Source organism: Bacteroides sp. MSK.20.12 (assembly GCF_019052435.1).
Lineage (GTDB): Bacteria > Bacteroidota > Bacteroidia > Bacteroidales > Bacteroidaceae > Bacteroides > Bacteroides xylanisolvens.
The window spans coordinates 1-13,061 of the sequence record NZ_JAHQVH010000023.1 but is presented as its reverse complement, the minus strand read 5'-3'; the positions used below and the strand labels follow the sequence as shown (position 1 = coordinate 13,061).

The 13,061-nt window shown below is 40.8% G+C and carries 12 protein-coding genes; all 12 read left to right on the top strand.

Annotation, left to right across the window (positions count from 1 at the left end):
- Nucleotides 1-15: 15 nt before the first annotated feature.
- The 12 genes from KTR06_RS13370 to KTR06_RS13315 all read left to right on the top strand — a co-directional run bounded on the left by KTR06_RS13370 (nt 16) and on the right by KTR06_RS13315 (nt 12,621).
- Nucleotides 16-1,422: an anthranilate synthase component I family protein gene (locus KTR06_RS13370; RefSeq protein ID WP_074705262.1), complete on the top strand. Its 1,407-nt coding sequence runs from the start codon at nt 16-18 to the stop codon at nt 1,420-1,422.
- A 133-nt stretch (nt 1,423-1,555) separates the two neighbouring features.
- A complete protein-coding gene (locus tag KTR06_RS13365) occupies nt 1,556-2,122 on the top strand; it encodes an aminodeoxychorismate/anthranilate synthase component II (RefSeq protein WP_008770619.1) in 567 nt (188 codons plus the stop codon).
- A gap of 4 nt (nt 2,123-2,126) precedes the next feature.
- Nucleotides 2,127-3,122, top strand: a complete 996-nt coding sequence (gene trpD / locus KTR06_RS13360; RefSeq protein ID WP_004316609.1) for an anthranilate phosphoribosyltransferase — start codon at nt 2,127-2,129, stop codon at nt 3,120-3,122.
- 51 nt (nt 3,123-3,173) lie between these two features.
- Entirely contained in the window at nt 3,174-3,956 is a 783-nt protein-coding gene (gene trpC / locus KTR06_RS13355; RefSeq protein ID WP_217290414.1) for an indole-3-glycerol phosphate synthase TrpC, read from the top strand.
- A 26-nt stretch (nt 3,957-3,982) separates the two neighbouring features.
- Entirely contained in the window at nt 3,983-4,612 is a 630-nt protein-coding gene (locus tag KTR06_RS13350) for a phosphoribosylanthranilate isomerase (protein WP_008640637.1), read from the top strand.
- 12 nt (nt 4,613-4,624) lie between these two features.
- The gene (gene trpA, locus KTR06_RS13345; protein ID WP_004316614.1) at nt 4,625-5,395 is read left to right on the top strand and encodes a tryptophan synthase subunit alpha; all 771 of its coding nucleotides are present in this window, start codon (nt 4,625-4,627) and stop codon (nt 5,393-5,395) included.
- Nucleotides 5,396-5,616: 221 nt separating this feature from the next.
- Nucleotides 5,617-6,657 (top strand): asparaginase, encoded by a 1,041-nt coding sequence (locus KTR06_RS13340; RefSeq protein WP_049702564.1) that lies wholly within the window; start codon nt 5,617-5,619, stop codon nt 6,655-6,657.
- Nucleotides 6,658-6,903: 246 nt separating this feature from the next.
- A complete protein-coding gene (locus KTR06_RS13335) occupies nt 6,904-9,288 on the top strand; it encodes an LruC domain-containing protein (protein ID WP_120071076.1) in 2,385 nt (794 codons plus the stop codon).
- A gap of 234 nt (nt 9,289-9,522) precedes the next feature.
- Nucleotides 9,523-9,888, top strand: coding sequence for a PleD family two-component system response regulator (locus tag KTR06_RS13330; RefSeq protein WP_004300114.1), 366 nt, complete (start codon nt 9,523-9,525; stop codon nt 9,886-9,888).
- Nucleotides 9,889-9,905: 17 nt separating this feature from the next.
- Nucleotides 9,906-11,063, top strand: coding sequence for a sugar transferase (locus KTR06_RS13325; RefSeq protein WP_120071072.1), 1,158 nt, complete (start codon nt 9,906-9,908; stop codon nt 11,061-11,063).
- Nucleotides 11,064-11,074: 11 nt separating this feature from the next.
- Nucleotides 11,075-11,992, top strand: a complete 918-nt coding sequence (locus tag KTR06_RS13320; RefSeq protein ID WP_120071069.1) for a glycosyltransferase family 2 protein — start codon at nt 11,075-11,077, stop codon at nt 11,990-11,992.
- Complete coding sequence (locus tag KTR06_RS13315; RefSeq protein WP_120071064.1) at nt 11,974-12,621, top strand: DapH/DapD/GlmU-related protein; 648 nt, start codon at nt 11,974-11,976, stop codon at nt 12,619-12,621. Before KTR06_RS13320 ends, KTR06_RS13315 begins: the two co-directional genes overlap by 19 nt.
- Nucleotides 12,622-13,061 lie beyond the last annotated feature (440 nt).

Genomic DNA, 13,061 nt, shown 5'->3' with positions numbered 1-13,061 from the left:
CAAGCAATTATAGAAATGAAAACATTTAATTATACTACCCATAGCAAACAAGTGCTCGGAGATATGCATACTCCCGTCAGCATTTATCTGAAAGTACGCGACATGTATCCTCAATCCGCATTAATGGAAAGTTCCGATTATCATGCCGGAGAAAATTCCCTGTCATTTATAGCCCTTTGTCCCTTGGCAAGCATCGGTGTAAACGGTGGCATTGTCACTGCCAACTATCCCGATAATAGCCGTACGGAAGAACCGCTGACAAAAACATTCAATGTAGAAAAGGCCATGAACCGGTTTATCAATCAGTTTCAGGTGGCCGGAGATAATAAGAATGTATGCGGACTTTACGGATATACGACGTTTAATGCCGTGAAGTACTTCGAGCACATCCCGGTGAAAGAAAGTCATGATGAGCAAAACGATGCTCCGGATTTACTATACATATTATATAAGTATGTCATTGTTTTCAATCATTTCAAAAATGAGCTGACATTAGTTGAAATGTTGTCCGAAGGAGAAGAAAGCGGTTTGCCGGAACTGGAAGCAGCCATCGAAAACCGGAATTATGCTTCCTACAATTTCTCTGTAACAGGCCCCGTAACCAGCCCCATCACCGACGAAGAGCACAAAGCAAATGTGCGCAAAGGAATCGCACACTGTATGCGCGGAGATGTTTTCCAAATCGTGCTTTCCAGAAGATTTATCCAACCATACGCCGGAGATGATTTCAAAGTTTATCGCGCACTCCGCAGCATCAATCCTTCTCCTTATCTTTTCTATTTCGACTTCGGAGGATATCGTATCTTTGGTTCTTCGCCGGAAACACATTGCAAAATCGAAAACGGCCGCGCCTACATTGATCCGATTGCCGGAACCACCCGTCGCACGGGAGACACAGTAAAAGACCGCGAATTGACAGAGGCTTTACTGGCCGACCCTAAAGAAAATGCAGAGCATGTCATGCTGGTTGATCTTGCAAGAAACGATCTTTCACGTAATTGCCATGACGTACGCGTGGTATTCTATAAGGAACCGCAATATTATAGCCATGTTATTCATTTGGTAAGCCGTGTCAGTGGTATGCTGAATGAAGGCGCAGACAAAATAAAAACGTTTATTGACACGTTCCCGGCCGGTACGTTAAGCGGCGCCCCCAAAGTACGCGCTATGCAGTTAATCAGTGAAATCGAGCCACATAATCGTGGAGCCTACGGTGGTTGTATCGGTTTTATCGGATTGAATGGCGAATTAAACCAAGCAATCACCATCCGTACTTTTGTAAGCCGCAACAACGAACTCTGGTTCCAGGCCGGAGGAGGTATCGTAGCACGCAGCCAAGATGAATACGAACTGCAAGAGGTGAACAATAAACTGGGAGCACTGAAAAAAGCAATTGATTTAGCTGTCAAATTAAAAAATTAACCGGCCAAAATAGTCAGCCTAAAAAATAATTGCTGTTGCCTGAAAAAAGATTCCCGTTGCCTAAACGCTTCTATTTCTTTAGGCAGAAAAGCAGAGATAGTATTTGAACAACCATTTTACAATGACAATAAAAATGAAAATATTACTTTTAGATAACTACGACTCTTTCACTTATAACCTGCTGCATGTAGTGAAAGAATTAGGGGCTACAGATATAGAAGTAGTCCGCAACGACCAGATAGAGCTTGATGAAGTAGATCGTTTTGATAAAATCATCCTGTCTCCCGGACCGGGCATACCCGAAGAAGCCGGCTTGTTACTACCTATTATTAAGAGATACGCTCCGACCAAAAGCATTCTGGGGGTTTGCCTGGGTCATCAGGCTATCGGCGAAGCCTTCGGAGCACGTCTGGAAAATCTCAAAGAAGTATATCATGGCGTACAAACTCCGGTAAGTATCATTCGTCAGGACCTGCTTTTTGAAGGATTAGGAAAAGAAATCCCTGTTGGAAGATATCATTCCTGGGTAGTCAGCCGGGAAGGCTTTCCGGACTGTCTGGAAATAACAGCAGAAAGCCAGGAGGGACAAATCATGGCAATCCGCCATAAAACGTATAATGTACATGGTATTCAGTTCCATCCCGAATCAGTATTAACTCCGCAAGGAAAAGAAATTATCAAAAACTTCTTAAACGATTAAACTTATGAAACAGATTCTATACAAACTTTTCGAACATCAATATTTGGGACGCGATGAAGCGCGCACCATTCTACAGAACATCGCGCAAGGGAAATATAACGATGTGCAAGTGGCCTCACTCATCACCGTCTTTCTGATGCGTAATATTTCCGTAGAGGAATTATGCGGTTTCCGTGACGCACTGTTGGAAATGCGTATTCCGGTCGATTTGAGTGATTTCGCTCCGATTGATATCGTAGGAACCGGAGGTGACGGAAAAAATACATTCAATATTTCTACAGCTTCCTGCTTCACAGTTGCCGGAGCCGGCTTCCCGGTTGTGAAACATGGTAACTATGGAGCAACGTCGGTCAGTGGTGCCAGTAATGTAATGGAGCAACACGGTGTAAAATTCACCAGTGATGTAGACCAACTGCGTCGCAGCATGGAAAAATGCAATCTTGCTTATCTGCATGCCCCTTTATTCAATCCGGCATTAAAAGCAGTAGCTCCGGTTCGTAAAGGATTGGCAGTGCGCACTTTCTTCAATATGCTCGGTCCATTGGTAAATCCGGTATTACCTGCTTACCAATTGTTAGGAGTTTACAATCTACCGTTACTTCGCCTTTACACCTATACTTATCAGGAAAGCAAGACGAAATTTGCCGTTGTTCATAGCCTTGACGGATATGATGAGATTTCTCTGACCAATGAGTTTAAAGTGGCAACCAGCGATCATGAAAAGATTTACACTCCCGAAAGCCTCGGCTTCTCCCGTTATAAGGATATTGATCTGGATGGCGGACAAACACCGGAAGATGCAGCTAAGATTTTCGATCATATCATGAATAATACAGCTACGGAAGCTCAAAAAAATGTAGTGATAGTCAACTCTGCTTTCGCTATCCATGTGATTCGTCCGGAAAAGACAATTGAAGAATGTATTGCTCTTGCCAAAGAATCATTGGAAAGCGGACGTGCATTAGCAACACTAAAAAAATTCATCGAATTGAATAGTTAATTTGATTTACGATTAGCAAGTCTGATTATAAATATAAAAACAAACGAACTAATGAAAGATATATTATCCGAGATTATAGCAAACAAACGATTTGAAGTTGACCTGCAAAAGCAGGCTATTTCTATCGAACAATTACAGGAAGGTATCAGCGAATCTCCGACTCCCCGCTCTATGAAGCAGGCATTAGCCTCTTCCACATCAGGTATTATCGCCGAGTTCAAGCGGCGCTCTCCTTCCAAAGGATGGATACAAGAAGAAGCGCGTCCGGAAGAGATCGTTCCCTCCTATGCAGCGGCAGGTGCCTCCGCCCTTTCCATCCTTACTGATGAGAAGTTTTTCGGAGGAAGCCTGAAAGATATCCGCGCCGCACGCCCTTTGGTGGAAATTCCCATCCTTAGAAAGGACTTCATCATTGATGAATACCAGCTTTACCAAGCTAAAATTGTTGGTGCAGATGCCGTACTTCTCATTGCAGCCGCACTAGAACCGGAAAAATGCAATGAACTTGCAGAAAAAGCCCATGAATTAGGACTGGAGGTCTTATTAGAGATTCATAGTTCCGAAGAACTGGCGTACATTAACAAAGGAATAGATATGGTAGGTATCAACAACCGTAATCTGGGTACTTTCTTCACCGATGTAGAAAACTCTTTCCGCCTGGTCGGACAACTTCCTCAAGATGCGGTACTGGTATCTGAAAGCGGCATCTCCGATCCGGAAATAGTTAAACGCCTCCGGGCAGCCGGATTCCGGGGATTCCTGATCGGCGAAACATTTATGAAAACACAGCGACCGGGAGAAACTTTACAGAATTTCCTGCAAGCCATTCAATAAACTAATTATTCAAAACGGACAGCCCTATGATTAACGGAAAAATTATCAAAGTATGCGGTATGCGAGAAGCTGAAAACATACAGGACGTAGAGGCTATCGAAGGCATAGATATGCTGGGATTCATCTTTTATCCTAAATCTCCCCGATGTGTCTACGAGCTTCCGGCTTACCTGCCCACTCATGCCCGGCGTGTCGGCGTCTTTGTCAATGAAGATAAGCAAGTGGTCAGCATGTATGCTGATCGTTTCGGACTGAATGATGTGCAACTCCACGGAAATGAATCGCCGGAATACTGCCGGTCCTTACATTCTACCGGATTGAAAATCATCAAGGCCTTTTCCGTAGACCGCCCCAAAGACTTGAAAAAGGTGTATGACTACGAAAAAGTCTGTGATCTTTTTCTGTTCGATACCAAATGCGAGCAATATGGTGGTTCGGGAAATCAATTTGATTGGAGCATATTACACACATATAACGGAGATGTACCTTTCCTTTTGAGCGGAGGTATCAACTCATACAGTGCCAATGCCCTGAAAGAATTCAAGCATCCCCGGCTTGCCGGATATGATCTCAACAGCCGTTTTGAAACCAAACCGGGAGAAAAAGATCCGGAGCGTATCCGGACATTTTTAAACGAATTAAAATCATCACTTTAAAATTCCAACGTCATGAATAGAATTAATCAACTTTTCAATAGCAACAAGAAAGACATACTTTCTATTTATTTTTGTGCCGGCACCCCCACTTTAGATGGTACTGCCAATGTAATCCGCACACTCGAAAAACATGGAGTAAGCATGATTGAAATCGGTATTCCTTTCAGTGATCCGATGGCAGACGGCATTGTTATCCAGAATGCCGCTACCCAAGCATTGCGCAACGGCATGTCTTTAAAACTTCTTTTTGAACAATTGCGGGATATTCGCAAGGACGTAAAAATACCACTTGTATTCATGGGGTACTTAAATCCAATCATGCAATTCGGATTTGAAAACTTCTGCCGTAAATGCGTGGAATGCGGTATTGATGGCGTCATCATCCCCGATCTCCCTTTCCGTGATTATCAAGAACATTATCGTATCATTGCCGAGCGCTACAACATTAAAGTGATTATGCTCATCACACCGGAGACCAGCGAAGAACGGGTACGCGAAATAGATACACATACCGACGGATTCATTTACATGGTTTCATCAGCAGCAACTACCGGAGCACAACAGAATTTCAACGAACAAAAACAGGCATACTTCAAGAAAATAAAAGATATGCATCTGAACAATCCGTTGATGATAGGATTTGGCATCTCCAATAAAGCAACGTTCCAGGCAGCTTGCGAACACGCTTCCGGAGCTATCATCGGCAGTAAGTTCGTTACTCTGCTCGAAGAAGAAAAAGACCCGGAAAAAGCCATCCTTAAATTAAAAGAAGCGGTGAAATGATTTATGATTTATAATTTATGAATTATGATTTATGCGAATCAGCAGTTGAATCCAGGTCATTGGTAATTCTAATAAATTAATCAAGTGTGAGGGACGTGAGGGAGGTTCACATGAATGATAAATCTACAAAATCATTCGAAAACTCATAAATCATAATTCATAAATCATAAATCACTATTTTTTCCTATCTTTGCCAGCGTTTTAACAGTAATTCAACAATTATGAGAGCAGAAACCCCTTCCGTTTTGTTAATTTACACGGGTGGAACTATCGGAATGATAGAGAATCCGGAAACAGGTGCCTTAGAAAACTTCAACTTCGATCATTTGCTTAAGCATGTACCCGAACTAAAAAGATTCAACTACCGCATCTCTTCCTACCAATTTGATCCCCCTCTCGACTCTTCGGATATGGAACCTGCTTACTGGGCAAAGCTAGTAAAGATTATCAATTACAATTATGATTATTTTGATGGTTTTGTCATCCTTCACGGAACAGATACGATGGCTTACACAGCCTCTGCATTAAGCTTTATGCTCGAAAACCTAAGCAAGCCCGTCATTCTCACCGGTTCCCAGCTACCAATCGGAACTTTGCGCACAGACGGAAAAGAAAATCTCATCACAGCCATTGAAATCGCAGCTGCCAAAAACCCGGATGGTACGGCCATCGTTCCTGAAGTTTGTATTTTCTTTGAAAATCATTTGATGCGTGGCAACCGTACCACCAAAATTAATGCGGAGAATTTTAACGCTTTCCGCTCTTTCAATTATCCACCCTTGGCACGGGTAGGTATCCACATCAAATATGAACCCCATCTTATCCGGAAACCAGATCCGACAAAACCATTAAAGCCGCATTATCTATTTGACACCAATGTAGTTATTTTGACTCTCTTCCCTGGTATTCAGGAGAGTATCGTAACTTCTCTGCTTCATGTTCCCGGATTGAAGGCAGTTGTCATGAAAACCTTCGGTTCGGGAAATGCCCCGCAAAAGGAATGGTTCATCCGTCAGCTAAAAGAGGCTACCGATCGTGGAATTATCATTGTCAACATCACACAATGTGCCTCCGGAGCAGTAGAGATGGGACGTTATGAAACAGGAATGCACCTTTTGGAAGCAGGTGTAATCAGCGGATATGACAGTACTCCCGAATGTGCCATAACAAAACTCATGTTTTTATTGGGACATGGATTACCCAACAAGGATATCCGATATAAAATGAACTCCTGCTTAATAGGAGAAATTACTAAGTCTTAAATTAAATACACTTAATATAATCCTTTGATTTTCATTTTAAGCAGAGCAGTCTTATAAAAGTGAAAATCAAGGGATTTCTCTTCACCATCATCGAGACTTCATCAAACCTAAACGAGCCAAAGAAGAACCAAAACAGAAGTATAGTTGTTTTCACTCTATAAAATAACAGAAAAAACATTTCCAATAAAAGATATGCAGTTATTTTTGTGATGGATTTGGTTACAAACAATCAAGCAATAATACATTATGATGAAAAAAACAGTTCAATTTGTGCCCATTATTGCAATAGCAATGGCAGGTACTATGTTTAGTTGTGTGGACTCCGGAAAGGATCTCTATGATCCGTCTTATGAAACACCTAACCCGATGGGAGATGGCTTTGCTGCTCCCGATGATATCAATTGGAACATGATAACCACTAAAAATGTTTCAGTCGAAGTGAAAGATGAAGAAGGAGGGCAATTTGCTTATTTAATTGAAATATATGCAGAAGATCCTTTGACTAACGAAAATGCTTCCGTACTCGCTACAAGGACAGCTAACAAAGAAAACAACTTTAAATTTACAGCTGCTGTCAGCCTGCTTCCCACTCAAAAGGGTATTTACGTGAAACAAACCGACCCAAGAGGACGTGAACAGGTATATCAGTTCGATGTGCCGGAAAACAGCGATAATATTACCTGTAAGCTCTATTATGCAGAATCTGCAGCACAAAATAGAGCATTAATGAGTCGTGGTGCCGCTACAAGAAGCCTCGCATTTGAAAAACCGGATTATTCTTCCATACCAGCTGACGCTAAGGAAGTTACAGAAATGACAGGAACTACTTTACTGCGTAATGCTAATTACAAAATCACCTCTGACTATAATGGTATATTCAAATTTGACGGATATGACGGTGATATTGCAACCAGAGTTTATGTAGATGCCCAATGGACTATTCCTGCAACTTTCCAATTCCAGAACGGAATTGAAATCATTGTGATGAACAATGCAAAGATTAATGCATCAGGAACCATGACATTCATCAGAAACTCCATGCTGACTATCATGGAAAAAGGAGAAGTAAACGCAGACGATGTATCATTCACTAATGGAGCGCCTGCTGCATTAAGAAACTGGGGGACACTGGCGGTAACAAATACCATGATTCTGCATTCCGGTGCAACACTCTACAACGAAGGAACCATAACAAGCAGAGACATCTCAATCAATTCTAACACAAAAATTGTGAATGATAATAAAATTGAGCTTGAAGGTACATTAAATCTGCCATCTAATTTCTCACTAGAAAATAACGGAGAGATTTATGGTAAGGAATTAATTGCAAATTCTGATGCTGTTGCTACCAATAACAACATCATGAGATTTACAACTATAAGCCTCACCAATACAACATTCAACAATGCTTGCAGCCTGGAAGCCACAACTTCTTTCTATGCAAACGGAGCAACATTCAACTTTACCCAAGGATATTTAAAAGCTCCTACGATGGAGTTTGTTAATGGGACAGTCAACTTGAGCAATGGTTCTATGCTGGATGCAACTACAAGTATTTACATGAATACAGCTCATGCTAAATTTTACGGAAAGGGCGAAAATACTTCTATGATAAAATCTCCGGTTATAACCGGACAAGGTTTTACGTATGACGGAAACTTAGTTATTGAATGTGATAATCATGTTGAAAAGAGCCCATATTGGAACAACTTCTATGTACAAAATGGCGCATACTTCACTAAAATGGGAGAATCCAAAGTCGTGATAGATGTCTGCACGGGTACTAAGAATAATGGAAATGAAGGAGAAGAACCAGAAGATCCTAAATTCCCGATCATCATGGATGACACTCGTAATTACGCTTATCTATTTGAAGACCAGTGGCCTTTATATGGAGATTACGATATGAACGACCTTGTTTTGATTATCAAAGAAAGAAAGATTTCCATCAACAAGGATAATAAGGCAGAAGAGTTCACGCTAAGTCTTGATTTATCGGCTGCCGGAGCTACGAAGAGCATCGGAGCTGCTATCATGCTGGACGGTGTTCCTGCCAGTGCTATCACACAACCGGTGGTGTTCAGTGATAACTCTCTTGCTAAAAACTTTAATGTGAATAGTAATAAGATTGAGAACGGCCAGGACTATGCTGTTATCCCATTATTTGACGATGCTCACAACGCATTGGGAAGAGACCGTTACGAACAGATTAATACCATTAAAGATCATTCTGCCAATACGAATCCTAAAAATATCAGTTTCACTATCAAGTTCAGTAACCCAATTTCTGTGGATGAGCTTAATATCAACAAACTGAATGTGTTCATCTTCGTAGAAGGAAACAGAAACCAGCGTAAAGAGATCCATATCGTCGGTTACCAACCCACTAAGTTAGCAAATACCGACTTGTTCGGAGGCAACAACGACGATAGCTCTACTTCTCGCAAAAGATATTACATCAGTAAAGATAACCTGGCATGGGGAATCATGGTTCCGACAGACTTCAAATGGCCTTTGGAATATGTGAATATCAAATCTGCTTACTCGCTGTTCGAAAGTTGGGTAACAAGTGGCGGTACTAAGAATGAAGAATGGTGGAAAACTTTTGATTCATCAAGAGTCTATAAATAAGCCAAACAGTCAATCATCAACACGGATTTCATGAAAGTTGAAATCCGTGTTTTTTCATCAAGATACTGTTAGTCGCAATTAATAGAAAAAAAACATATATCACGAATTTTACTCTCCAGAATGGAGATTATTCTAAAATAATATCTATATTTGCAGTGTATCACAAATATAATGTGGCAACAATCTCAATCAATAAATCAAATAACAAAGCAAGCGATAGAAAGGTCTATTCGTATGAAGAAAAAAATATTACTAGTCGACGATAAATCGACAATCGGAAAAGTGGCCGGTGTGTATCTAGGAAAAGAGTATGATTTTACCTATTTGGAAGATCCCATCAAAGCAATAGAATGGCTTAATGAAGGCAATGTACCTGACCTCATTATTTCAGACATTCGTATGCCTCTTATGATGGGTGATGAATTTTTAAGATACATGAAGAACAATGAATTATTCAAGTCAATTCCTATCGTTATGTTATCCAGCGAAGAAAGTACAACGGAAAGAATCAGACTACTGGAAGAGGGAGCAGAAGACTATATCCTGAAACCATTCAACCCATTGGAACTCAAAATCCGAATCAAAAAGATTATTGACTAATACCGGGTCTTCTACACATGCAATATTTTGTTTATATAGGCAGAGATAGCAAAACAATAGAACTACTCTCCCGACTAAGTATTGGGGTATTCTATGCTGCGTCCAATTGTAGCAAAGCTGTCAAAGTATTGGAGAAAATACGCGAAAAATATGACGCAGCCCTATTTTTCGAACAGGTGAACTTATCCCAAGATATTGCAGATATCCAATACATGCGCAAAAAATATCCGGGACTTTATATGATACTCGTCATCGATTCCTTGTCTAAGGAAGAAGCATCCGAATATCTTAAAGCCGGCATTAACAATACAATCAAATATGAAACGAGCCAAGAGGCTTTAAAAGACTTATCGACTTTCCTTAAACGAAGAAAAGATCAGAAAATAAAGGCACTTCAGCTTAAAACACAAAATATTAATGCTTTCCGGTTGCCTTTATGGAAACGAACTTTTGATATATTCTTTTCGGGAATGGCGATATTATGCCTTTCTCCTCTCCTAATATTTACTGCATTAGCTATCCGGTTAGAAAGCAAGGGCCCCATTATCTACAAATCCAAGCGAGTAGGAAGTAACTATCAGATATTCGACTTCCTTAAATTCCGTTCGATGTACACTGATGCCGACAAGCATTTAAAGGATTTCAATGCTCTTAACCAGTATCAACAGGAAGATGAGGATATTTGGGGAGAAGAACCGGAAGCGGAAATTAATGAAGAAGCCGACGAAGAAGAAATCCTCCTGATATCGGACGATTTCGTAATCTCCGAAGAAGACTACATCAACAAGAAGTCCAAAGAAAAAAGCAATGCTTTCGTTAAATTGGAAAATGACCCGCGAATAACAAAGATAGGACGCATTATCCGTAAATATAGTATTGACGAATTACCTCAGCTTATTAATATTTTAAAGGGGGATATGTCAATAGTAGGCAACCGTCCTCTCCCACTCTATGAAGCCGAATTGCTGACAAGCGATGAGCACATCGACCGTTTCATGGGTCCGGCCGGATTGACCGGTTTATGGCAGGTAGAGAAAAGAGGTGAAGCCGGTAAACTTTCTGCCGAAGAACGTAAGCAGTTGGATATTACCTATGCAAAGACATTCTCTTTCTGGTTGGATATAAAGATTATTCTGAAAACAGTTACTGCATTCATTCAAAAAGAGAACGTATAATCTCCTTCCAGATGATAGACTCTTATATCTACATAATAGATGACCTGATATTCTTCTGTACAGGGCTTTTGCTGCTATACCTCTTTGTGATGGCCGTAGCTTCACATTGCAAACATATCACTTACCCTAAAGCTCAAAAAGCATATCGTTGCGCCATTCTCGTTCCAGAAGGAAGCCTTCTTCCAGATATATATAAAGAAGAATCATATGAGTTTATCACATACAGCGATCTGCATCAGACAATCCACAGTTTAGACCCAGAGCACTACGATCTGGTTCTCTTTCTATCCCATACAGCATCCGCTTTATCTCCGCAATTTCTGGACAAAATATACAATGCATACGATGCTGGTATACAAGCCGTCCAGCTACATACGGTGATAGAAAACCACAAAGGTTTCCGTAATCACTTCTGTGCCATACGTGAAGAAATAAAAAACAGCCTTTGCAGAGCCGGTAATACACAATTCGGACTATCATCCTATTTGCTTGGAACCAACATGGTAATCGATCTGAAATGGCTGCAAAAGAACATGAAAAGTTCCAAAACCAATATTGAGCGAAAGTTATTCCGACAGAATATATACATTGACTACCTACCGGACGTAATTGTTTACTGCCAATCCGCTCCGGTCTGCCCTTATCGGAAACGTATCCGGAAAACGACTTCTTACTTACTCCCTTCCATATTTGAAGGAAACTGGAGTTTCTGTAACCGGATCGTACAACAATTGATACCTTCTCCACTTAAATTATGTATCTTTGTAAGCATCTGGACTTTGTTGATTACCATATATAATTGGACCTTATCATTTGGATGGTGGATTGCACTCTTCGGTCTATTAATCACTTACAGTCTGGCAATCCCTGATTATCTGGTAGAGGACAAAAAGAAGAAAAAACATTCAATATGGAGAAAAAAACACTAAAACAGCGAATTAAAGAAAACCCCGGTTTAAAACAGGCTGTGCATCGTTTCATCATGCATCCCGTTAAAACTCGCCCCAACTGGTGGATACGGCTCTTCGATTTCATATACCTGAAACGTGGAAAGGGTTCTGTTATCTACCGAAGCGTCCGCAAAGACCTCCCTCCTTTCAACCGGTTCTTCTTGGGAAAATATTCTGTTGTCGAAGATTTCTCCTGCCTGAACAATGCAGTTGGCGACCTAACAATCGGAGATTATACACGCATCGGATTAAGAAATACAATCATAGGTCCGGTTCATATCGGCAACCATGTCAACCTGGCACAGAATGTAACAGTCACAGGACTTAACCACAATTACCAGGATGCGGAAAAGATGATTGATGAACAAGGAGTCAGCACACTGCCTGTTGTCATTGAAGATGACGTATGGGTAGGCGCCAATTCGGTCATTCTACCGGGAGTAACCCTAGGAAGACATTGCGTAGTGGCTGCCGGAAGCGTAGTCAGTCATTCCGTTCCACCTTATTCAATATGCGCCGGATGCCCTGCAAGAATCATTAAAACATATGATTTTGAGACAAAAGAGTGGAAGAAAGTAGAAAAAACACCTGCTACTAACCATAAATAGTGAGAACTACTACATAATATACCTCATAAAGGTGATTGTGACTCATACTGAAACGCATTATCTTTGCAGTATCAGAATTGAATTAATTAGTCATAATTTTATTACGTAGCCACATTTAAGTAAAAAATGAAATAGAATCCTGCCGAAGCGATTTCGTCAGGATTTTGTTTTTATCTCCCCTAACCACAAGATCCAATGATAATATTCGTCAACAGATTCTCTGCCACAAAATAGTGACGCTATCCGGTAAGGATAGTGACGGTATACAACAACAATACCGTCACTATCCCGAGCTTATGGCGTCACTATTTTTTCTACACTTATCTGATCTCTTATAACGTGTATTATAAGCTATATCAATGGCATTTTCTATTCAACCCGTCAGGGCTCACCCGATAATCATTGGGGGTATGCATAAATCTTAGCCAGTCTAAAGAGGA